The organism is Labilibaculum euxinicum (assembly GCF_009795715.1).
GTDB classification, from domain to species: domain Bacteria; phylum Bacteroidota; class Bacteroidia; order Bacteroidales; family Marinifilaceae; genus Labilibaculum; species Labilibaculum euxinus.
In genome coordinates this window covers 71,562-94,365 of sequence record NZ_WTCR01000013.1, presented here as the reverse complement: position 1 = coordinate 94,365, position 22,804 = coordinate 71,562, and the positions used below count along the sequence as shown (strand labels likewise).

Annotated in this window: 19 protein-coding genes; 14 read left to right on the top strand and 5 right to left on the bottom strand. The window is 38.8% G+C overall.

The annotated features are described in order from the left end of the window. The first annotated feature begins 336 nt into the window (after positions 1-336). From GQR60_RS16230 to GQR60_RS16165, 14 genes are all read left to right on the top strand, one after another. Positions 337-984 (top strand): CoA transferase subunit A, encoded by a 648-nt coding sequence (locus tag GQR60_RS16230; RefSeq protein WP_124993947.1) that lies wholly within the window; start codon positions 337-339, stop codon positions 982-984. Between the two features lie 13 nt (positions 985-997). After that, complete coding sequence (kal, locus tag GQR60_RS16225; protein ID WP_124993946.1) at positions 998-1,381, top strand: 3-aminobutyryl-CoA ammonia lyase; 384 nt, start codon at positions 998-1,000, stop codon at positions 1,379-1,381. A 9-nt stretch (positions 1,382-1,390) separates the two neighbouring features. Then, positions 1,391-2,215 (top strand): 3-keto-5-aminohexanoate cleavage enzyme, encoded by an 825-nt coding sequence (kce, locus tag GQR60_RS16220; RefSeq protein ID WP_124993945.1) that lies wholly within the window; start codon positions 1,391-1,393, stop codon positions 2,213-2,215. Positions 2,216-2,290: 75 nt separating this feature from the next. Further along, positions 2,291-3,325, top strand: a complete 1,035-nt coding sequence (gene kdd / locus GQR60_RS16215; protein ID WP_124993944.1) for an L-erythro-3,5-diaminohexanoate dehydrogenase — start codon at positions 2,291-2,293, stop codon at positions 3,323-3,325. Next, on the top strand, positions 3,325-4,587 hold the full coding sequence (gene kamA / locus GQR60_RS16210) for a lysine 2,3-aminomutase (protein WP_124993943.1): 1,263 nt from the start codon (positions 3,325-3,327) through the stop codon (positions 4,585-4,587). The genes kdd and kamA overlap by 1 nt, the downstream gene beginning before the upstream one ends. After that, the gene (gene kamB, locus GQR60_RS16205; protein ID WP_124993942.1) at positions 4,574-5,581 is read left to right on the top strand and encodes a lysine 5,6-aminomutase reactivase subunit KamB; all 1,008 of its coding nucleotides are present in this window, start codon (positions 4,574-4,576) and stop codon (positions 5,579-5,581) included. The genes kamA and kamB overlap by 14 nt, the downstream gene beginning before the upstream one ends. Before the next feature lie 2 nt (positions 5,582-5,583). Beyond that, positions 5,584-6,981 carry a lysine 5,6-aminomutase reactivase ATPase KamC gene (gene kamC / locus GQR60_RS16200; protein WP_124993941.1) on the top strand — a complete coding sequence of 466 codons (1,398 nt, stop codon included), beginning with the start codon at positions 5,584-5,586 and terminating at the stop codon, positions 6,979-6,981. Between the two features lie 81 nt (positions 6,982-7,062). After that, positions 7,063-8,616 (top strand): lysine 5,6-aminomutase subunit alpha, encoded by a 1,554-nt coding sequence (gene kamD / locus GQR60_RS16195; protein WP_124993940.1) that lies wholly within the window; start codon positions 7,063-7,065, stop codon positions 8,614-8,616. Between the two features lie 156 nt (positions 8,617-8,772). Then, positions 8,773-9,561: a lysine 5,6-aminomutase subunit beta gene (kamE, locus tag GQR60_RS16190; protein ID WP_124993939.1), complete on the top strand. Its 789-nt coding sequence runs from the start codon at positions 8,773-8,775 to the stop codon at positions 9,559-9,561. An 82-nt stretch (positions 9,562-9,643) separates the two neighbouring features. Beyond that, positions 9,644-10,306, top strand: a complete 663-nt coding sequence (locus GQR60_RS16185) for a 3-oxoacid CoA-transferase subunit B (protein ID WP_101309421.1) — start codon at positions 9,644-9,646, stop codon at positions 10,304-10,306. 2 nt (positions 10,307-10,308) lie between these two features. Further along, positions 10,309-11,514: an acetyl-CoA C-acetyltransferase gene (locus GQR60_RS16180; RefSeq protein WP_124993938.1), complete on the top strand. Its 1,206-nt coding sequence runs from the start codon at positions 10,309-10,311 to the stop codon at positions 11,512-11,514. Between the two features lie 200 nt (positions 11,515-11,714). After that, positions 11,715-12,854, top strand: a complete 1,140-nt coding sequence (locus GQR60_RS16175) for an acyl-CoA dehydrogenase (protein ID WP_124993937.1) — start codon at positions 11,715-11,717, stop codon at positions 12,852-12,854. A gap of 65 nt (positions 12,855-12,919) precedes the next feature. Continuing rightward, positions 12,920-13,705: an electron transfer flavoprotein subunit beta/FixA family protein gene (locus tag GQR60_RS16170; RefSeq protein WP_124993936.1), complete on the top strand. Its 786-nt coding sequence runs from the start codon at positions 12,920-12,922 to the stop codon at positions 13,703-13,705. Positions 13,706-13,713: 8 nt separating this feature from the next. Then, complete coding sequence (locus GQR60_RS16165; protein WP_124993935.1) at positions 13,714-14,712, top strand: electron transfer flavoprotein subunit alpha/FixB family protein; 999 nt, start codon at positions 13,714-13,716, stop codon at positions 14,710-14,712. 203 nt (positions 14,713-14,915) lie between these two features. Here GQR60_RS16165 and GQR60_RS16160 read toward each other — a convergent pair whose 3' ends face one another. The 5 genes from GQR60_RS16160 to GQR60_RS16145 form a co-directional block, all read right to left on the bottom strand. After that, positions 14,916-15,599, bottom strand: coding sequence for a hypothetical protein (locus tag GQR60_RS16160; RefSeq protein ID WP_124993934.1), 684 nt, complete (start codon positions 15,597-15,599; stop codon positions 14,916-14,918). A 243-nt stretch (positions 15,600-15,842) separates the two neighbouring features. Next, positions 15,843-16,490: a hypothetical protein gene (locus tag GQR60_RS16155; protein WP_124993933.1), complete on the bottom strand. Its 648-nt coding sequence runs from the start codon at positions 16,488-16,490 to the stop codon at positions 15,843-15,845. A gap of 451 nt (positions 16,491-16,941) precedes the next feature. Then, entirely contained in the window at positions 16,942-17,064 is a 123-nt protein-coding gene (locus tag GQR60_RS20240; protein WP_262885277.1) for a hypothetical protein, read from the bottom strand. Positions 17,065-18,038: 974 nt separating this feature from the next. Continuing rightward, positions 18,039-21,620, bottom strand: coding sequence for a PKD domain-containing protein (locus GQR60_RS16150; protein ID WP_124993932.1), 3,582 nt, complete (start codon positions 21,618-21,620; stop codon positions 18,039-18,041). Between the two features lie 2 nt (positions 21,621-21,622). Next, positions 21,623-22,678 carry a right-handed parallel beta-helix repeat-containing protein gene (locus GQR60_RS16145; protein WP_124993931.1) on the bottom strand — a complete coding sequence of 352 codons (1,056 nt, stop codon included), beginning with the start codon at positions 22,676-22,678 and terminating at the stop codon, positions 21,623-21,625. Positions 22,679-22,804 lie beyond the last annotated feature (126 nt).

The following is a 22,804-nucleotide window of genomic DNA, read 5'->3' as shown; positions in this document are numbered from 1 at the left end:
ACATGTGTGTCAATGAATGAAAAGGCGCATGTTGTATGACATGTTTTTGATGTGATAGTTTGTATAGCGTGCGATTAAAATTAACACTAATGTTAAAATAATAACATTAAAATAGTCAAAAATAGCCTTTTTGAACCTTTCTGCAAGCTTGTTTAGAATGAATAAAAAGACTGAAGAGTTTCATATTTGTGCCATTTAGAATGGGTCTTGATACGGAGTTCTGCAATCGTTTTCATCAATAAACTAAAAAATTATCTTTGTTTCGAAAATAGATTTAAAACTACTGTATTATTAAGAATTCAGAGTTTTTAAGCAAAATGTAAAAACAAATTTTCGATGAACAAGATAATCTCAATTAAAGAAGCAGTTGCCAAATTGCAGGATGGAATGACCATCATGATCGGAGGATTTCTTTCGGTTGGAACAGCAAATAATATGATCGATCAGGTCGTTTCTTCCAATGTTAAAAATTTAACTATCATTTGTAATGATACTGCTTTTGCTGATAAAGGTTTGGGAAAATTGATTGCCAACAGACAGGTTGTTAAGGTGATTACTTCTCATATTGGAACAAATCCTGCTACGATTGAGCAAATGAATAATGGAGAAATAGAAGTGGAATTTAGTCCTCAGGGTACTTTGGCTGAGCGCGTTCGTTCTGGTGGAGCTGGGTTAGGTGGAGTTCTTACTCCAACAGGTTTGGGAACCATGGTTGCCGAAGGTAAGGAGATTATAACTGTTGATGGAAAAGAGTTTTTGCTTGAGAAACCTTTGCGGGCAGATGTTGCCTTGATTGGAGCAAGCATTTCTGATACTCAGGGTAATCTTACTTATAGAGGAACCACTCAGAATTTTAATCCATTAATGGCTACTGCTGCCGATTTGGTAATTGTAGAAGCTAAGCAGATGGTAGAGGCTGGAACACTGAAGCCGGAAGAGGTAAAAACTCCATCTATTTTTGTAGATTTTATTGTAAACAACTAACTAATATAGACAAATGGAAAAGGCAATGATAAGAATGCGCATGAGTTCTCATGACGCTCATTATGGTGGAAATTTGGTTGATGGAGCAAAAATGCTTCAGTTATTTGGTGACGTAGCAACAGAATTATTAATCCGTCGCGATGGTGATGAAGGATTGTTTGCAGGATACGAAAGTATTGAATTTTTAGCTCCTGTTTATGCAGGTGATTACATCGAAGCAGTTGGCGAAATTATAAAAGAAGGCAACTCAAGCCGTAAAATGACTTTCGAGGCCCGCAAAGTAATTGTGCCAAGAACAGATATTTCTGAATCGGCAGCTGATTTTTTAGAAGAGCCAGTTGTAGTTTGCAGAGCTGTCGGAACATGTGTTACTCCTAAGAAATCTCAACGTAAATAATTATAAGCCATGGAAAAACTGATCATCACAGCAGCCATTTGTGGCGCAGAAGTTACCAAAGAGCACAATCCAAATGTTCCTTACACTATCGAAGAATGCGTGCGCGAAGCAGGTTTGGCTTATGAGGCTGGAGCAAGTATAATTCATCTTCATGTGAGAACTGATGATGGAACTCCTACCCAAGATAAGAGCCGTTTTAAAATGGTGATGGATGCGATTCATGCGAAATATCCTGATGTAATTATTCAGCCATCTACTGGTGGTGCTGTAGGTATGACCAACGATGAAAGACTGCAACCAACAGAGTTGAATCCTGAAATGGCAACTTTAGATTGCGGTACTTTGAATTTTGGCGGCGATGAAATCTTCGAGAATACTGAAAACACCATTAAGTATTTTGGTGAGAGAATGATTGAGAGAGGTATTAAACCAGAATTGGAAGTGTTCGATAAATCGATGATTGATATGGCACTTCGTCTTCACAAAAAAGGGTTTATTAAATCGCCGATGCACTTCGATTTTGTAATGGGAGTGAATGGAGGAATTTCGGGTACTCTTCGCGACTTCGTTTTCTTACGGGAAAGCATTCCTGCCGATGCAACTTATACGGTTGCTGGTGTTGGTCGTTTTGAATTCCCATTGGCCACTGCGGCCATTATTGATGGGGGGCATGTTCGTGTAGGATTTGAAGACAATACAATGATTTCGAGAGGAGTTGTGGCTGAGTCGAATGGTCAGTTGGTTGAGAAAGTAGTTCGTTTGGCGAAGGAATTAGGCCGCGGGATTGCAACACCAGCCGAAGCTCGGGAAATTTTAGGGTTAAAGCAAAAATAAGATTAGATCAAGGAAGTTGAGCAGGAGTCTTTTTCTCATGTCTCAAATCTCAAATCTCAAATCTAATAATAGGAAATGAACAAAGGAAATAAATACGGAACACACAGAGTACTTGAACCAAAAGGTACTCTTCCACAACCAGCTCAAAAGTTGGATAACAACATGTCGGTTTACGACAATGAGGTTTTAATTGATGTTCAAACATTGAATATTGATTCGGCAAGTTTTACTCAGATTAAGGGCGCTTGTGATGCTGATAAAGCAAAAATGGAAGAAATGATTCTTTCTATTGTTGCTGAACGCGGTAAAATGCAAAATCCGGTAACGGGTTCTGGTGGAATGTTGATTGGAACAGTTAAGGCGGTTGGTCCTAATTTCCCAAATCAGGATTTAAAAGTTGGTGATAAGATAGCCACATTGGTTTCTTTATCATTAACTCCTCTTAATATCGAAAAGATTACAAATATTAATTTGTCTAACGATCAGGTTGATGTAGACGCTCAGGCGATTCTTTTTGCGAGTGGTTTGTATGCAGTTCTTCCAACAGACTTGCCTGAGAAATTGGCTTTGGCAGCTCTTGATGTTGCAGGTGCTCCTGCTCAGGTAGATCGTTTGGTGAAAGAAGGCGACACGGTTTGTATTATCGGTGGTGGTGGAAAATCGGGTGTGCTTTGCTGCTATCAGGCAATGCAGAAGGTTGGGCCAAAAGGAAAAGTGATTGTTGTGGAGTATTCGAAAGAAAATGCACAGCGCATTAAAAATCTTGGTTTGGCTACTGATGTTTTGGTTGGTGATGCAACAGATGTAATGGATGTTTACACACGAGTAACCGAAATAACTGGTGAGGAAGGATGCGATGTAGTAATCAACAATGTAAATGTTGCGTCTACAGAAATGTCATCTATTTTAATTACCAAAGACAGAGGATGCGTTTACTTCTTCTCAATGGCCACATCGTTTAGTAAAGCAGCTCTTGGAGCAGAGGGTGTGGGTAAAGATGTTGATATGATTGTTGGGAATGGTTATGCAATTGGACATGCCGACCTAACATTAGATATTATCAGAAATTCAAAAGGAATTAGAGAATTGTTCGAAAAATTATACGTGTAATGACTAACAACGACAGACGCAGAGAAATGTTTCCTGAGGTAACCGATATTCAGTGGAATGACTGGAAATGGCAGGTGCGTAACCGTATTGAAACATTGGATCAGTTAAAGAAATACATTAGTTTGACTGAAGAGGAAGAAGAAGGAGTTCGCAGATCATTGGCATCATTGCGTATGGCTATTACTCCATATTACATGACTCTAATTGATCAGAATAACCCAAATTGTCCGGTTCGTAAGCAGGCAATTCCAACAGCCGCAGAAGTATATCATTCTCCGGCAGATCTTTTGGATCCATTGCATGAGGATGAAGATTCTCCTGTTCCTGGTTTAACTCACCGTTATCCGGATCGTGTTTTGTTTCTGATAACTGATATGTGTTCGATGTATTGCCGTCATTGTACCCGCCGTCGTTTTGCCGGACAGTCTGATGCTTCAACTCCTCAGGATAATATCGAGAAAGCAATTGAGTACATCGCAAATACGTCGCAGATAAGAGATGTAGTTCTTTCGGGTGGGGATGCTTTGTTGATCAGCGATGATAAATTAGAATATATTATCAGCCGTTTGCGAGCTATTCCTCATGTTGAGATTATTCGTATAGGAACACGTACTCCTGTTGTTTTGCCACAACGTATTACGGATAATTTGGTGAAAATGTTGAGTAAATATCATCCAATTTGGCTGAATACTCATTTTAATCACTCCGACGAGATGACTGAGGATTCTAAAAATGCATTGGCTCGCATGGCAAATGCAGGGATTCCTTTAGGAAACCAATCGGTACTTTTAAAAGGGGTGAATGATTGTGTTCACATCATGAAAAAGTTGATGCACAACCTTGTAATGAACAGGGTTCGTCCGTATTATATTTATCAGTGTGATCTTTCGATGGGATTGGAGCATTTCAGAACTCCGGTTTCTAAGGGAATTGAGATCATTGAAAATCTTCGGGGGCATACTTCTGGTTTTGCGGTGCCAACTTTTGTAGTTGATGCTCCGGGAGGAGGAGGAAAAACTCCGGTGATGCCTCAGTATGTAATTTCTCAGAGTCCTGGAAAAGTGGTAATGAGAAATTTTGAAGGAGTGATTACAACTTATACTGAACCTTCTCATTACGATAATAAATGCACTTGTCCTGATTGTACGATGAATGAGAAACACGAAGGGGTTGCATCTCTTTTAAATGGAGATAGATTATCAATAGAACCAGATCATTTGGCTAGAAAAGACAGAAATAAAAAAATAGATGCCGTTTCTTAACGACATAGAAAATTATAAGAGTCTTTCGATTGTAGGACTTGAGAAAAATACCGGGAAGACCGAGTGTTTGAATTACGTGCTGTCCCGGCTTAGGGACAGCCGTAAACAAATAGCTCTGACTTCAATTGGTATTGATGGCGAAAGCTGTGATCAGGTTACACAAACAAATAAGCCCGAAATAGAGCTTAGTGAAGGGATGATTTTTGTGACTTCGGAATTGCATTACAAACAGCGAAAGCTGATATCTGAAGTGATAGATGTATCCCGTCAATCAACAAGTTTAGGTCGGTTGGTAAGCGCAAAAGTTTTAAGCAAGGGTAAGGTTCTTTTGTCGGGACCCGTTAGCAATCATTCCATTAAGGAGTTAATTGCTGATTTAAAAAATAAAGGAGTAGAGCTGTGCATTGTTGATGGTGCTTTATCCCGCAAAAGTATAGGTTCGCCAGCTGTAACCGAGGCCATGATTTTGGCGACAGGAGCAGCTCTTTCGGCAAATATTACGCAATTGGTTTATAAGACTAAATATGTGTATGATTTGATTCAGTTGCCGGAAATTGAAATGAATTTGAAAGCTCAATTATCTGAAGTAGATAATGGCATTTGGGCAATCGATTCGGAAGGCAAGTTTCAGGATACTGGAATTAGTTCTGTTTTGCTGATTAAAAAAGAAAAAGATAAGCTTTTTCAGTATGGCAATAGCTTTTTTGTGAGTGGCGCTGTAACCGATCAGTTTTTAGAATTCTTGAAAAATCAGAAGCAGATATCTGAAATAAAGCTGATTGTCAGGGATTTTACAAGAGTATTTGCAAATCCTGAAACCTATTATGCTTTTGTAAAGCGAGGCGGAAGAATACAGGTTTTAAATAAAACCAATTTGTTGGCGATTACAATTAATCCTGTTTCGCCTGATGGATACCGATTGAATTCGGATGAGTTGAAAAGTGCATTGCAGGATAAAGTAAATGTGCCGGTTTACGATATAAAAAGATTGTAGAAATGTTTCGGGAAGTAGTATCACATACAAGCGGATTGCAATTTCTGATGGAGAATCTGGATTTAAGATCTCCCATGGGAAGACGTTGTCTGCTGGATTCGAAAATGATGTGCTGCGAAAAGGAAATTACTGCCGAATTGAACTTGGTGGATCGGATAGTACAAGCTTTGGAGTTGAATTCAGATTTTATTTTTCAAATTCAGAATAAATTAGCTCAGTTGCGCGATATCCGTGGAAGCGTGAATAATTTGCTTGGTAATTTGGTGCTTGATGATGTTGAACTGTTCGAAATTAAGGTGTTTGCTTTAGTGGCTCAGGATATTGTTGAACTTCAAAAAGAAGGAAAGCAGAGTTTTCTGGAAATTCAGGATCTGAGTCAATTGATTCGTTTGCTTGATCCTCAAAATACAAAAATTCCATCTTTTTACATCTACGATAATTATTCAGAGGAATTGGCTGTAGCTCGTAAAGAGTTGAGATTCGCTAAGAGTAAAAATGGAGATTCTGAATTGGACATTGAAGTTTTATTTAGCAAATCACAAGAAATTGAGGCAAAGGTTCGTGAGGATCTATGTTCTAAAATCTCCTTACACGGATCCGGTTTAGCAAATGCTTTGCAGCAATTGGCTCATTTGGATTTATTGATCGCGAAAGCTGTTCAAGCTAAAAGTTTACAGCTGAGTAAGGGAGAAGTATCTAAGGGAAATACAATATATAGGGGCTTGTTCAACCCAATGATTAAAAATGAACTGGCAAACCAGAATAAAAATTACCAGACTATAGATATTGAGCTTGAAAGTTCGGTTTGTGTAATTACAGGAGCGAATATGGCTGGGAAAACGGTAGTGTTAAAAACACTTGCTCTTTGTCAGTATTTGTTTCAGTTTGGATTTTTTGTTCCGGCCGCATCGGCACAAATCAGCATTGTTGATAAAGTAATGATATCGGTTGGCGATGAGCAGTCAGAATTGAATGGCTTGTCTTCATTCGCTTCTGAAATGTTGAATGTGAGCCGTATGGTAAAAGATTCTAAAAGCCATAAAAATGTTTTGGTTTTGATTGATGAATTGGCTCGGACAACAAATCCGGTAGAAGGTTTGGCAATTGTAAATGCCGTAGCGGATATTTTTTATCAAGGAAAAATAAAAAGCGTAATCACTACACATTACAGTGGTTTAAAATCCAAGTTCAGAAAACTTCGGGTGAAAGGTCTGGACAAGGATTTGGGTGCAAATGTAATCACCCGCAAAAATATAAACAGTTATATGGATTATTCATTGGTAGAGGATCTGGAAGGGGAAGTTCCTCACGAAGCGCTTCGGATTGCTTCTTTATTGGGAATCGATAAAGAGATTATTGAAAAAGCGCAGAACCAATTAGCGAGTAAGAATAAATTATGAGTTATTAGTTATAAATGATGAATTGTGTAATACAGTTTCCTGATTTATAATTCATAATTCTTAAATCATAATTAGGAAGAAATGGAGAGGAGTAAACTAGGTCTTGACTTTGAGAAAGTTGGACACGCAAAAGAGGTGTCGAAGCGAATTGCAGACGAGGTTCAGAAATTCGTAGAGAACTATTCAACTGTTTCAGTTGAGAGAACTTTGTGTCGTCTTTTGGGAATCGATGGAGTTGATAACAACGAGGTGCCGTTACCAAATGTTGTTGTTGATGAATTGCAGGAAAAAGGAGTTTTGAGCGAAGGTGTAATGTTCTTTTTGGGAAATGCTGTTTTGGAAACAGGTTTAAACCCGCAGGAAATTGCAGAGAAAATCGCTGTTGGAGAATTGGATCTAACTAAGATTCCGGTTCATTCAACTGAAGAAATTCACAAGGCAATTCAACCTTTTGTAATGAAAAGTATTCAGGTGATTAAGGATCGCAAAGCGAAAAGAGATAATTACATAGAAACAATAGGTGAAGGACCAAAGCCTTATTTATATGTAATTGTGGCAACTGGTAATATCTACGAAGATGTTGTTCAGGCAGAGGCGGCAGCTCGTCAGGGTGCCGATATTATTGCTGTAATTCGTACTACCGGACAAAGTTTGCTTGACTACGTTCCTTACGGAGCAACAACCGAAGGTTTTGGTGGAACTGTGGCAACTCAAGAAAATTTCCGAATTATGCGTACTCACCTTGATAAAATTGGTGAGGAAGAAGGCAAATACATCCGTTTGTGTAACTACTGTTCTGGTTTGTGTATGCCAGAGATTGCTGCAATGGGAGCGATTGAAGGTTTGGACGTGATGTTGAACGATGCATTGTACGGTATCCTTTTCCGCGATATCAACATGCAACGTACTATTGTCGATCAGTACTTTTCAAGATTATTGAATGGTTTTGCCGGTGTAATTATTAACACTGGAGAAGATAATTACCTGACAACTGCTGATGCATTTGATGAGGCTCACACTGTGTTGGCTTCCGATTTTATTAACGAGCAGTTGGCTTTGGTAGCAGGTTTACCTGAAGAACAAATGGGGTTAGGTCACGCTTTCGAAATGGAACCGGGACTAGAGAATGGTTTCCTTTATGAGTTGGGTCAAGCTCAAATGATCCGAGAGATTTTTCCTAAGGCTCCTCTAAAATATATGCCTCCAACAAAATTCATGACCGGGAATGTATTTAAAGGCCATGTTCAGGATGCATTGTTCAACCAAATTTCAATTTGGACCGGACAAGGAATTCAGTTGCTGGGAATGCTTACTGAAGCAATTCACACACCATTCATGTCCGACAGATATCTTTCTATTGAAAACGCTAAATACATTTTCAACAACATGAAGAGTATTGGTGATGAAATGGAATTCAAAGAAGGCGGAATCATTCGTCAGCGTGCAGCAAAAGTTCTTGATGATGCAACTGAATTGGTTGAGAAAATCGAAAAAGAAGGATTGTTTACAGCACTTGAAAAAGGAATTTTTGCTGATATCAAACGTCCGAAAAACGGCGGTAAAGGTTTGGCTGGAGTTGTGGAAAAAGGAAGCAACTACTTCAATCCGTTTATTGAATTATTGCATAAAAAGTAACAAGTATAAAGTAACAAGTACAAAGCATCAAGTAAAAAGTTCCAAAAAAATAAGTTTTGGGAGCTGGGAAGTCCCCCTTTCAGGGGGGATTAGGGGGGTGTTAAAAGACACGGGTGCGATTGCATTTGATATTTAAAATATAAAGGAGACAAAAAAATGAGTGGAGGTCTTTATTCAACTGATTCCAACGAATTTGATAAAACACTTGATCTAACTAAGATCAAGCCTTACGGCGATACCATGAACGATGGTAAAACTCAGGTTAGTTTTACATTACCGGTAGCAAAAGGCGACGAGGCCATCGAAGCAGCCAAGCAAATGATGAGGAAAATGGGTTTTGAAAATCCTCAGGTTGTATATGTGCAGGAGCTAATGGCAGGATTTACATTTTTCAATTGTTATGGAAATTGTATTCATACTGTCGATTTTACAGGAATTACTGTTCCTAAAGTGGAAGCAACGGCTATGGATATGCACGAAACGGATGATTTCATTAAAGAAAACATTGGTCGTCCGATTCGTGTTTTAGGCGCCAGTACAGGTTCCGATGCGCATACTGTTGGAATCGATGCCATCATGAATATGAAAGGTTTTGCCGGACACTATGGTTTGGAGCGTTACGAAATGATGGAAGCTTTAAACATGGGAAGTCAGGTGCCAAACGAAGAGTTTATTGCGAAAGCAATAGAATTTGAAGCTGATGTTCTTTTAGTATCACAAACAGTTACTCAAAAAGATGTTCACATTAAGAATTTGGTAGAACTGGTTGAGCTAATGGAAGCTGAAGGATTGCGCGAGAAAGTAATTTTAATTTGCGGCGGACCGCGGATTTCTCATGAGTTGGCAAAAGAATTGGGTTACGATGCCGGTTTTGGAATGAATAAATATGCCGATGATGTTGCATCATACGCAGCTCAGGAGTTAAGCAGAAGAATAAATAGATAAAAATTAGACATGAGATATTAGATATGAGAAAAGCAAGTCTCATATTTCAAGTCTCACATCTCACATCTAAAAATAGTCTCACATGGATAAAAATGAAATCAGAGAGGTAATTGCCAGAAGAGCAGCTCTCGAATTACACAATGGTGATGTAGTAAATCTTGGAATCGGATTGCCAACAATTATCCCAAATTACGTTCCTGAAGATGTGAATGTGATTTTACAATCGGAGAATGGATTGTTGGGGATGGGTGTTGCTCCTGCTGAAGGAGATGAAGACCCTGATTTTGTAAATGCCGGTGGTGGATTTATTACTTGTAAAAATGGCGCCAGTAGTTTCGATAGTTCTGTTTCTTTTGGAATTATTAGAGGTGGTCATGTTGATGTTACTATTTTGGGAGCCCTTCAGGTAGACGAAAAAGGAAATTTAGCAAACTGGATTATTCCAGGCAAAAAAACTCCGGGAATGGGAGGAGCTATGGATTTGATCGTTGGAGCCAAGCGTGTAATTCTTGCCATGGAGCATACTGCACGCGGAAGTCATAAGATCATGACGGATTGTAATCTTCCATTAACTGCGGCAGGTCAGGTAAACATGATTATCACAGAAATGGGTGTTATGGATATCGTTCCGGAAGGAATTCTTTTAAAAGAGATCAATCCTTTATTTACCATTGAGCAAATTCAGGAAGCTACCGATGCAAAATTAATTATTGCTGAGGATTTAATTGAAATGAGAAAAAACTAGATATGAGCAAAGTATATATTGTTGCAGCCAAGCGAACTGCAATCGGGAAATTTTTAGGAGCATTAACTCCTGTTAAAGCCACTGATTTGGCAGCCACAGTAATCAAGAACATCATTCAAGAAACCGGCGTTGACGCGGCTAAAATTGATGAGGTTGTTGTTGGTAATATCCTTATGGCTGGTCAAGGTCAGGGGATTGCCCGTCAGGCTTCCATTAAAGCAGGTATTCCCCAGGAAGTTCCTGCTTACGGAATCAACATGATTTGTGGTTCAGGTATGAAAACAATCAATTTGGCCTATGCGAACATTAAAGCCGGGGAAGCGAATTTGATACTTGCCGGAGGAACCGAGAACATGTCGGATGCTGGTTTTGTAATGCCGGGAACTGTTCGTACAGGACACAAAATGATGGATTTGAAAGCAGTTGACCACATGGTTTTTGATGGTTTAACAGATGCTTTTGAAGGATACCATATGGGAATTACGGCAGAAAACATTGCTGCTAAATATAACTTAACCCGCGAAGAGCAGGATGCTTTTTCTTTTGCTTCTCAGCAAAAAGCAATGGCCGCTCAGGATAAGGGAAATTTTAAGAATGAAATTGTTCCTGTAGAGATAAAATCCCGCAGAGAAACAATCATTTTCGATGCGGATGAATTCATTAATCGCGGAACCAGCGTAGAAAAATTAGCTGGCTTACGTCCCGCTTTTAAAAAGGATGGAACTGTAACAGCAGGCAATGCATCGGGTATAAATGATGGTGCGGCCTTTGTATTGGTTGCTTCGGAAGAGGCCGTTAAAGAATTTGGATTAACTCCTCTTGCTGAGATTGTAGCTACCGGTCAGGGTGGTGTTGATCCGGCAATTATGGGGATGGGACCTGTTCCTGCAATTGCAAGTGCATTGAAGAAAGCGAATATGAAATTGGAGCAAATGGAAGTGCTTGAATTGAATGAAGCTTTTGCGGCACAATCATTAGGAGTGGTAAAACAATTGTGCGAAGATCACGCTGTTGATGCTGATTTCTTTGCTGAAAGATGCAATGTGAACGGAGGAGCTATCGCTTTAGGTCATCCAATTGGAGCATCAGGAACTCGTATTACCGTAAGTTTAATTCACGAAATGAAGCGTACCGGAAAAGAGTTTGGTTTGGCTTCGCTTTGTATTGGTGGCGGAATGGGTACTGCAATTATTTTGAAAAATGTGTAATGAGAAGTGAGATATTAGATGTGAGACATGAGAAATTCTTGCACTTGATATCTTGAATCTTAAATTTCAACTTATCTGTGGTTTTAGTTCAGAGATTATTTAGAAAGATATATAACTTATGATGAGATATGAGTCACTGGATGTGAGCTGTGAATAAATCTCACATCTAAAATCTCATATCTGAAATCTATATTTAAACAATGAATTTTAGCTTAACAAAAGAACAGGAATTATTCCAGCAAATGATTAAGGATTTTGCTGAGAATGAAGTGAAACCTTTGGCTGCTGAAGTAGATGATTTGGAAAGATTTCCGGTTGAAACAGTTGAGAAAATGGCCAAAATTGGAATTATGGGTATTCCTATTCCAAAGCAATATGGTGGTGCAGGCGGAACAAATGTAATGTACTCGATGGCCGTTGAAGAACTGTCGGCAGTGTGTGCCACTACAGGGGTTATTGTATCGGCTCACACATCATTGTGTGCGGCTCCTATTTTGGAGTACGGAACAGAGGCACAAAAGCAAAAATACCTTCCAAAACTTGCTTCAGGAGAATGGATTGGGGCTTTTGGTTTGACTGAACCTAATGCTGGTACTGATGCCGCAGGACAACAGACAACTGCAGTCGAGGATGGTGACAATTATATCATCAACGGAAGTAAAATATTTATTACCAATGCTGAATTTGCTCATGTTTATGTGATTTTGGCGATGACTGATAAATCACAAGGTACACGTGGTATCACTGCTTTTATCATTGAAAAGGGAACTCCAGGTTTTTCTATCGGAAAAAAAGAAAAGAAAATGGGTATCCGCGGATCTGCAACCTGCGAATTGGTATTCGAAAACTGTATTGTTCCTAAGGAAAACATGTTGGGTAAATTGAGTAAAGGTTTCGGTATTGCTATGAAAACCTTAGATGGCGGACGTATTGGTATTGCGGCTCAGGCTTTGGGTATTGCTCAGGGAGCTATCGACGAAACAGTGAAATATGTGAAAGAAAGAAAGCAGTTCGGTCGTCCGATTTCTGCATTTCAGAATACACAATTTCAGTTGGCTGATATGAATACCAAAACGGAAGCGTCGCGTATGCTGGTTCGCAAAGCAGCTTACAAAAAAGATGCTAAACTTCCTTATTCGGTTGATGCTGCAATGGCTAAACTATACGCTGCTGAAACAGCCATGGAAGTAACCAATAAGGCAGTTCAACTTCACGGTGGATATGGTTATACCAGAGAATATCCGGTGGAGCGTATGATGCGTGATGCAAAAATCACAGAAATCTACGAAGGAACATCAGAAGTTCAGAGAATGGTAATTTCAGCCAATATGTTAAAATAAGGATTTAATTATTCGTAGGGACACGACATGTCGTGTCCCTACAATCCCAATAAAAAGAAAACAAAATGAAAATAGTTGTCTGTATTAAACAGGTACCGGATACAACCGAAATAAAAATTGATCCGGTAACGGGAACTTTAATCCGCGACGGTGTGCCAAGTATTATGAACCCTGATGATAAAAGTGGTTTAGAAATGGCATTGCAGTTAAAAGATGAAAAAGGAGCTCATGTTACCGTAATTACCATGGGACCTCCTCAGGCCGATTTAATTCTTCGTGAGGCTTACGCTATGGGCGTTGATCGGGCGATTCACTTAACGGATCGAAAATTTGCAGGAGCAGATACTTTGGCTACTTCGCACGCTTTGGCAGGTGCATTACGGAAGATCGATTTTGATCTTTTGATTACAGGCCGTCAGGCGATTGATGGTGATACTGCTCAGGTAGGTCCTCAGATTGCTGAGCATTTGGATTTGCCTCAGGTATCTTATTTGGAAGATTTAAAATTCGACGGAGATAAGACATTCACAATGAAACGTCATATCGAAGACGGATACCAAATGCTGGAGGTAGAAGCTCCTTGTGTGGTAACCGTTCTTTCATCGGCAAACACTCCACGTTACATGAATGTTGGCGGCATTGTTGATGCCTACCAAAAAGAGGTTGAGGTTTGGGGATTCAACGAAATTGAAGTTGATGAGAAAGATTTGGGATTAAAAGGATCACCAACAAGCGTACACAAAGCATTTGCCCGTGGTTTGAAACCAGCAGGTGAACTTTACGAAGTTGGTACTGATGAGGCCGTAGGAATCATCATCAAGAAATTAAAAGAGAAATTCATTCTAAACTAGTTACAGCTATGAAATTAGAGGATTACAAAGGTATATACGTCTTCATCGAACAACGTGAAGGTATCATTCAAAACGTAGCTTTGGAATTGTTAGGACAGGCTAGAAAGCTGGCTGATGAGTTGAGCGACAAGGTGTACGCAATGTTGTTGGGAGATCAGATTACTGATCAGGCACAAGGCTTAATCGCTCGTGGTGCCGATGAGGTAATTGTTGTGGATGCTCCTGAACTAAAAGAATATACTACAGAACCATATACACAGGCAATCTGCCAAATTATCAGCGAAAGAAAACCGGAATCTTTATTTATCGGGGCAACCACTTTGGGTCGTGATTTGGGTCCAAGAGTTTCGGCTCGTGTAGGCACTGGTTTAACTGCTGATTGTACCAAAATTGAGATTGGCGAAAATGGCGAAATGTTAATGACTCGTCCTGCTTTCGGAGGTAACCTTATGGCGACTATTGTTTGTAAAAACCATCGTCCGCAAATGGGAACGGTTCGTCCGGGAGTATTGTTTGCAATGGATGCTGACGAAAGTCGTACCGGAGCTATCGTGAACTACGAGGTGAAATTCAATGCAGCTAAGTTTCGTGTGAAATTGTTGGAAACTGTGAAGGAAGACAACAATCTAATCGATATTACCGAAGCCAGAATTTTGGTTTCAGGCGGACGTGGAATTGGTAATAAAGAAGGGTTTGAAGCAATGGATGCATTAGCTCATACATTGAATGCAGAAGTTTCGGCTTCCCGTGCTATGGTTGATGCCGGTTACATTGGTCACGATCGTCAGGTGGGCCAGACAGGGAAAACTGTTCGTCCCGATTTGTACTTTGCATTTGGTATTTCAGGAGCCATCCAGCATGTTGCGGGTATGGAAGATTCTGATTTGATTATTGCCGTAAACAAAGACAAACACGCACCAATTTTTCAGGTTTCCGATTTGGGTATCGTTGGGGATGCTAAACAAATCATTAAAAAGCTAACCGAGAGATTGGAAAAACAAAATTAATCACACCATTAATTATAAGTAAAGACCCGCTCGAAATAATGAAGAGCGGGCCTTTTTTTTGCTCCTGCAGAAAGATGTGAAAAGTGTTTTGCAGGATTTGGCTTTTTGATACCAACTCTATCAGGAGCTGACAGGTTTTCATCTGGTTCGGTTTGAAACCTGACGGAGTCCTTAGACACGTCAGAGTTTTAAGAGGTGAAGAATTAGATCTCCAGCCATTCATCCATCTCCATAAAATCAACGTGTTGCTGATGCACAAATCTGAAGTTAGCTTCATCATCGAACCATTCAATTACATCTTTTCGTTTCAATTTTGTTGGTTTAACCGATAAACAAGTTAGATAGCTGCTCCACGGATAGTCCACGGCAATATCCGTAAATCCGTGATGAATGGGATTGTTGTGGATGTATAAGACCAGCGTTCGAAGATAGGTCTCGTCTTCTACCAGTTTTCTTTTGAAAGGTCTTTCGAAAAGGGATCCTGTTCGTTGGTACTTTTTATTAATGTATTTGGAGTAGGCATTAAAAAGATGTGAAAAGTGTTTTGTGGGATTTGGCTTTTTGATACCAACTCTATCAGGTTCTTCGAACTCTGACAGGTTTACACTTGGTTGGGTTTGAAACCTGACGGAGTCTTTAGACCCGTCAGAGTTTAAATTTTTGTAAATTCCAATTTCCTTCTCCGATTTTATTCTAATCAGCAAATGAAAATGATTAGGCATCAAAACCCAAACAAAAGTATCTGCGATTGGATCAATATACTTCTCGTAAAGTTTTAAGAAATGTTTGTAATCATTAATCTCCCGATATAAATTACATCCGTCAATACCACGATTATAAATGTGATAATAGGATTCGGATTCTAAAGGAATGGTTGCTGATGGCATATTAGACTGATTATTTTTAGGTGCCTTTATAAAGATTGTATGAAAGTGTTGAATTAATTACTTCACATATATTTAAAGAAAGGGTCAGACTTAACTAAAGTCTAACCCTGAAAATAGCAATTACACATTTTGCGGGATAGTGACTACTAATTAAAATTAACATTAATTTTTTTCTTACCTGAAACCATACTTCTGTCGTTAATGTAGATTTCGGCAGTTTCAGCAAATTCATTATCCGTAATATCACCATCTACGTATTCTTTTATCAATACTTGTTATGAATGCAACTGATTCTCCTTCCAAAGATGATGTAGAACTATCATATGGATCTTTACTACCATAAGTACAAATAAATCCAAAACGCATAATTTTACTGTTCCTGAAATGTTTAATAAGGTAATTTAATGACGGTAATACGTGATTAGTAATAATCTCTGCCACTCTCTCTTTACTTGATAATTTTTGTATGTTATAAACTTCACGACACCACAATCCAGAGAATATGATTGTTAATTCGCCTTCTTTATCTACAGTAAAGAAACTAGGAATAAAATTGCTACTATAATAGAAATAATCAGCAAGAAAAAGACCAGACTCTTCGATATACTCTTTTATTGCTTCTTTATTTTCTAAAACTAATTCATATTGACCTTTGTATTTTTCATCTAATGAGTCTATATTTTTTTTATCAAAATTTGATATGTCAAACACTGTCTTGTCTAGGTCTTTAGCAATATTCTGTCCAAGACTCATACCACTCCAGAGAAAATTATTAACAGCGAAGGAACTATTTAAGTATTCCTTAGTTGTTAATAATGATGTTGTATCTAGTTGTGAGAATAAAAGTTGATTTGAGGTTATTAGGATGATAATTGATAATAGTATCTTCATTTCGTTTATTTTTTATAGATAACAACAGTAGTTAATTTCATCATAAAGTTGAATGTTAATAGGGTTAGGTGTTTATGTGATTTATTTAAAATACTTAACAGCCATACTGTGTATTCCTAACCCACCAGGGTCTAGTTTGTACCGTAATAAGATACCATTACTCGAAGTTTTCCACTCACGGCAGATGTAATCTCCATTTTTTGAAGCTGCGCATACTCCATATTTATGCTCAAACCAATGAATTAAGAAGGTTGTATTGTCGTAAGTACCATTAAAGTTTATCGAAACTTCGAATAACTCATCTTCACTATTAAAATTGTAATGTCTGGCAAATTCACCGTTTTTTTTACTAAAATAGAAAAGTCTATAACCTTTAGATAAGATATCAGATTGGACTAAAACTCCACCATCTGTATTATTACCTTCCCAATATGGAGCTCCAATTTTTGCCTTAATCTGTTGGAGGTTCGGAATAACTGGTGAGAGTGTGCATTTCCTCAGCAGTTAATTCCTCATCTTTTGAGCAAGAAAATAGGATACTAGCCAAAGCAAGAATAAAAAATGTTTTTTTCATTTTATATTATTTTAAATCAAATGATATATAAACGTATTAAGAACTAAAGACAATCTATCCTGTCAAACCTGCCAAGTTGAATAATTTGATAATAGATAAATCTCACAGCAGCAGATTAAATAAGAATGCCTGATTGTTGTTTGCCTAAATAACATCATTGAATGTTGTATGTTTCATTGTGGTTCTGTTTTAGGTCTTTCTGCTCGTGATATATTTAACAAAGTCTAAATGTATAAAAAAATAGAATGAGATTTTGCTGATTATAATGCATTGAATTGGCAGGATGAAATTACCTGTTCTGTACTTCCGATTCATTAGTGGCTAAGCAATGGTTTTGATAATGAGAAATATTTTATGTTTGCTCTTATTTAGATTTATTATTCGTAATAATTGCTTCCTGTTTGATTCTGTAGGGTGGTGCAAGATCTTGTTGCAGCAAGGTTTTATACCATTGTGCTGATATTATTACTATATCAGAAGAATAAACGAGAGTATTTGCGTAGCAGATTGTATGCTCAGCTGAATAAATGATACTGTTTGCGAATGATTTTATATTATCAGCTGAATATATAATCTATTCAGATGACATCTGAGTACTTATTTTGGTCATCGGAAAATGATATTTTATTAGCTGATGATGCGATTTAATAAAATGAACTTGTAATTATTTAGCAGAGTAACTTAATTCATCAGTAGTATAAGATAATTATTAAGCTGAGTATATTATTTCATTTCGAATAAGTTGTGAGCCATGGCGGGCGAAAGAAATCTAAAAGTTTTAATAATTGCATGCCGTTTTGAAATCCAAAAAGGCAGATACATTTAACAATCAATAATAGCGGAATAGGTGTTGAGTTTGTTTCGATACAGAATTTTTGTGAAGCCTTTGCTGTATGCAATTGAGATCGTAAATAAAAAGGGAACCCGTTACAAACAGATTCCCTTCCCTCTAACTAAAATGTACTTCTACTACATCATTGTTTAACAATTTTGAAGCTGACAGCTTCGTTTTGGTTGATAAAGTGAACAAAATACAATCCTGCCGGATAACTTGTCAAGTCTAGAGTGGTTGTTGGTTCCAGTTGTTTGTACAAGATTAGTTTTCCGGCTGAATCGAACAATTCTACCTGTATGTTGGTTGAGTAATTGAAATTTTCATGCAAATCGATCACCAACTTTCCTTTTGTTGGGTTCGGATAAATGGAGATGTTCTTTTTGATAAGCTCTTCAATTCCTACCAAAATGACTTCTACCTGTTCCGATATTTCTGATTTGCATCCATATTGATTCCAAACCTCTACGGAATAGTTTCCATCCTGCGATGGCGAGAATTCCTGATTGGTGGTTCCATTCTGCACCTCGTTGTTTCTGTACCATTGGTATTCAGTTGCAGATGTAGAAGACAGAATGCCGTTGTTGTAAGTTGCGACAGGAATTTGCGGTAAGTCATGAACGGTTATCGATACCTGATCGGCAGCCGAACAGCCATTGCTGTTTTCCACACGAAGAGTGCAGGTGCCGGTTGAACCGATTTCATGCGCATTTGTGCCTTCCACGTCGTTCCAAAAGTAGTGAGCGTAGGCATCCGAAACCGTAAAAGTATGAGTTTCACCCTCGCAAAGATCAATATCGTCGCCCAAATTAATATCCGGACTTTCCTTAAAAGTTAGGCTCACCATGTCTGTTGCTTCGCAACCATTGGCATCAATCACTTTCAAGGTGTAATCTCCTTCAGCGGAAGCGATTAATTCATTGATGCCTTCTGTGTTGTTCCAGAAATACTGCGCAAAATTGTCTGCGGCACTAAAAGTATGCTCGCTGCCTTGGCAGATTTGCACATCAGCGCCCAAATCAACTGTTGGAGCAGTATGGAAAGAAAGATTTGCCACGTCAGTAGCTTCGCATCCGTTGTTGTCCACCACTTTTAGGGTGTAATCTCCTTCAGCGGAAGCGATTAACTCATTGGTGCCTTCTGCATTGTTCCAGAAATACTGTGCGAAATTGTCCGCGGCACTAAAAGTATGCTCGCTGCTTTGGCAGATTTGCACATCAGCGCCCAAATCAACTGTTGGAGCAGTATGGAAAGAAAGATTTGCCACGTCAGTAGCTTCGCATCCGTTGTTGTCCACCACTTTTAGGGTGTAATCTCCTTCCGCGGAAGCGTTCAACTCGTTTGTTCCTTCTGCATTGTTCCAGAAATACTGCGCAAAATTGTCCGCGACACTAAAAGTATGTTCGCCACCTTGGCAGATTTGCACATCAGCGCCTAAATCAACCGATGGAGCAGCGTGGAAAGAAAGATTCGCTATATCAGTAGCTTCGCAACCATTTGCATCAATTACTTTCAGGGTGTAATCTCCTTCCGCGGAAGCGATTAACTCGTTTGTACCTTCTGTATTGTTCCAGAAATACTGCGCAAAATTATCGGCTGCACTAAAAGTGTGTTCGCTGCCTTGGCAGATTTGCACATCAGCACCCAAATCAACCGATGGAGCAGTATGGAAGGAAAGATTTGCCACGTCAGTAGCTTCGCATCCGTTGTTGTCCACCACTTTTAGGGTGTAATCTCCTTCCGCGGAAGCGATCAATTCATTTGTACCTTCTGTATTGTTCCAGAAATACTGCGCAAAATTATCGGCTGCACTAAAAGTGTGTTCGCTGCCTTCGCAGATTTGCACATCAGCACCCAAATCAACCGATGGAGCAGCGTGGAAAGAAAGATTCGCTATATCAGTCGCTTCGCAACCATTTGCATCAATTACTTTCAGGGTGTAATCTCCTTCCGCGGAAGCGATCAATTCGTTTGTGCCTTCTGTATTGTTCCAGAAATACTGAGCAAAATTATCGGCTGTACTAAAAGTATGTTCGCCACCTTGGCAGATTTGCACATCAGCACCCAAATCAACCGATGGAGCAGCGTGGAAAGAAAGATTCGCTATATCAGTAGCTTCGCATCCGTTGTTATCCACTACTTTTAGGGTGTAATCTCCTTCCGCGGAAGCGATTAACTCGTTTGTACCTTCTGTATTGTTCCAGAAATACTGAGCAAAATTATCGGCTGCACTAAAAGTGTGTTCGCTGCCTTCGCAGATTTGCACATCAGCACCCAAATCAATACTTGGAATTTCATGTATGCTAATAAAATCCGTTATGCTTGAAACATCTGATAAGGAATAGGTATCATTGGTTGTTGTTAATGATACGGTAAACGAACCAGCTGTATCGTATGTGTGCAGAGGATTTTCTTCGGTACTTGTATTTCCGTCGCCAAAATCCCAAAGGTAAGTTTCTCCATCGCTTGAGTTGTTGGTAAACTGAACAGTCATTGAACCGCAGTTTTCTGTTTTATCGGCGGTGAAATTAGCAACAACCCGAGCTAACCTATTAATTGTATCGGTAGTTGCAACGCTCCATTGTTTGGTGTCATCAAGGAATTGAAAATGAATGAGCTGATTGTCTCCAATGGGAAGCTGATCGAGATGAATGGATTCTGACAAGGTGAATGGAGTAATCGATTCATTTAAATCAACCTGATTGATACTTGTTACATCATCATTGAACCAATATCGGTACGAAGTGATTTTTCGGGCAATGATTCCGGAATTGCTGCCATATTTTCGAATAAAAGATGTTGCAGGAACGCTCCATTGATTCGAATCATCTTTAAACCGCATGTGTATTGAATGAAAGCCACTTGCCAGCAGTTTGGTATCCAAAACCTGATTGATTACTGCAGTATCGGCTAAAGGCAAAGATGAGGCAATTCGATTGTTGAAATCATCATCCATCCAGTATTCAAAACCATTAATTTTTCGAACGATACTTTCTGTTCCAATTTCGTGTTTTCTGAAGAAAGAAGTTACCGGAGTGCTCCATTGCTTTGAATCATCGCGAAAGCGAAAGTGTATGGAATGGAATCCGGTTGCTAAGGTTTTTGTATCCATCACCTGATTCAGATTGGCGATGCCGGTAACAGGAATTGCCGAAGCATGTCTGTCTGCGAAATTATCATCAATCCAGTATTCAAAACCATTAATTTTCCGAACGATACTTTCTGTTCCAATTTCGTATTTTCGAAAGAATGATGTTACCGGAGTACTCCATTGCTTTGAATCATCGCAAAAGCGAAAATGAATGGAATGAAATCCTGCAGCCAAACTTTTTGTATCCATCACCTGATTGAGATTGGCAATGTTTGTCACAGGAATGGCTGAGACGATCCGACTGGCAAAATCATCGTCTATCCAATATTCAAACTTCGAAATATTGCGGGTGACCGCAACTGTTCCGTCAGGATATTTCCTGAAAAAATCAGTTACTGGTACGGACCATCTTTTGGAATCATCTCTGAACCTGAAATGAACAGAATGAAAACCATCGGATAATCCCGTAGTGTTAATATTATTGCTTAATTCAAGTGTTGCAACTCCCGTTTCTGTGACTGATATCCGAGATGTAAAATTATCATCGAACCAGTATTCATACTTGTCAATGTTTTGGGAGTAAAGAGTATGCGTAATTGAAAAAAGCAATAGTAATAGAATTACTTTTTTCATATTTAGTTGTTTTGAGCTGATATTTTAAATTGAATAGGAAGATCGCCATCGGTATTGGTTGTTCTTGATATGGTTTTTTCTTCGATTAATGGAATAACAGGTGCACAATTGTCTTTGTAAGGAGTTGGATTATCTAAATTGTCTTTGGTTCCGTAAATTCCGATTTGAGTTCCATCGTCTCCGTTAATTGCATCGTAAGGGGCTTGTAGGTGTAAATCAAAATCGTAAGCGTAGATGGTTGTTGTTCCATCCCAGCTTGTGAAAACAGATGCTGCATCGGCTGTGGCTGCAATTTGATTGCTGGTAAAAGTATTGTCGGCTATTGGGTTGGTTTGGTAATCGTAGTCGCTGATGATAAGATTTTTGTGTAACGCAATATTGTTGGAATTTCTTAACAAATAGCTTGGTGTAGTATTGTTGTAATAAATTATATTATTTTCGAAAGTGCATTCTGATCCTGGGTAGCAGAGAGAATTTGCTGTTCCCAGAAGAAAAACATTATTGGCAAATAGTCCATATTTAGCATATTGGATATAGTTTCCGAATATATTTTTTTCAAATATGTAAGTAGTGCAATTATTAATATTGGTAGTGCCTCTTATAATAGACTCCGAAACCACAAATGATGATGAAAAAGTAATGGTTGTGGGTAAGGTAATGTTTCTCATGTTGCATCGGCTAATGGCATATCCTGTAAGGTCTGAGGCATTGTAAGCGGACATACTAATGTCATCGCAGTACAGTCCTTCTATTTTGCCTTTTATGGCACCGGCTCTAACATAAACAGCACCCGAAACTTCTGTTATTCCTGTAGCTGCGGTGGTGCTTGGGTGATGACCGGCACCAAATATTGTAAGTTCTTTATTAATGTGTAAATCTTCTATAAAGTTGCCTGCTGAAATGTAAATGGTATCGCCGGCTGCGGATGCTGTTATGGCAGTGCTGATTGTATTGTACATACTTGCAGTACCTTGGTGGTGAAGAATAACCCGTCTTTGTGCTTGTCCGGTAAAAACGATTGTAAAGAAAACAGTGATTAAGAGTAGAAGTTTTTTCATTTTTTTGAGTTTTAGATTTGTATTTTCTTTTAAAAGTAGTTGGATTCAACGGCAAGTCACAGAAGAAAATAACAAGTGGTAATTTGCGGTAATAAGTGGGAGTTTTTTAAGAACCAAGCATATATA

Coding starts and splice junctions, on each gene's coding strand:
- GQR60_RS16230 (WP_124993947.1), top strand. CDS start 337: ATGAACAAGATAATCTCAATTAAAGAAGCAGTTGCCAAATTGCAGGAT.
- kal (WP_124993946.1), top strand. CDS start 998: ATGGAAAAGGCAATGATAAGAATGCGCATGAGTTCTCATGACGCTCAT.
- kce (WP_124993945.1), top strand. CDS start 1,391: ATGGAAAAACTGATCATCACAGCAGCCATTTGTGGCGCAGAAGTTACC.
- kdd (WP_124993944.1), top strand. CDS start 2,291: ATGAACAAAGGAAATAAATACGGAACACACAGAGTACTTGAACCAAAA.
- kamA (WP_124993943.1), top strand. CDS start 3,325: ATGACTAACAACGACAGACGCAGAGAAATGTTTCCTGAGGTAACCGAT.
- kamB (WP_124993942.1), top strand. CDS start 4,574: ATGCCGTTTCTTAACGACATAGAAAATTATAAGAGTCTTTCGATTGTA.
- kamC (WP_124993941.1), top strand. CDS start 5,584: ATGTTTCGGGAAGTAGTATCACATACAAGCGGATTGCAATTTCTGATG.
- kamD (WP_124993940.1), top strand. CDS start 7,063: ATGGAGAGGAGTAAACTAGGTCTTGACTTTGAGAAAGTTGGACACGCA.
- kamE (WP_124993939.1), top strand. CDS start 8,773: ATGAGTGGAGGTCTTTATTCAACTGATTCCAACGAATTTGATAAAACA.
- GQR60_RS16185 (WP_101309421.1), top strand. CDS start 9,644: ATGGATAAAAATGAAATCAGAGAGGTAATTGCCAGAAGAGCAGCTCTC.
- GQR60_RS16180 (WP_124993938.1), top strand. CDS start 10,309: ATGAGCAAAGTATATATTGTTGCAGCCAAGCGAACTGCAATCGGGAAA.
- GQR60_RS16175 (WP_124993937.1), top strand. CDS start 11,715: ATGAATTTTAGCTTAACAAAAGAACAGGAATTATTCCAGCAAATGATT.
- GQR60_RS16170 (WP_124993936.1), top strand. CDS start 12,920: ATGAAAATAGTTGTCTGTATTAAACAGGTACCGGATACAACCGAAATA.
- GQR60_RS16165 (WP_124993935.1), top strand. CDS start 13,714: ATGAAATTAGAGGATTACAAAGGTATATACGTCTTCATCGAACAACGT.
- GQR60_RS16160 (WP_124993934.1), bottom strand. CDS start 15,599: ATGCCATCAGCAACCATTCCTTTAGAATCCGAATCCTATTATCACATT.
- GQR60_RS16155 (WP_124993933.1), bottom strand. CDS start 16,490: ATGAAGATACTATTATCAATTATCATCCTAATAACCTCAAATCAACTT.
- GQR60_RS20240 (WP_262885277.1), bottom strand. CDS start 17,064: ATGAAAAAAACATTTTTTATTCTTGCTTTGGCTAGTATCCTATTTTCT.
- GQR60_RS16150 (WP_124993932.1), bottom strand. CDS start 21,620: ATGAAAAAAGTAATTCTATTACTATTGCTTTTTTCAATTACGCATACT.
- GQR60_RS16145 (WP_124993931.1), bottom strand. CDS start 22,678: ATGAAAAAACTTCTACTCTTAATCACTGTTTTCTTTACAATCGTTTTT.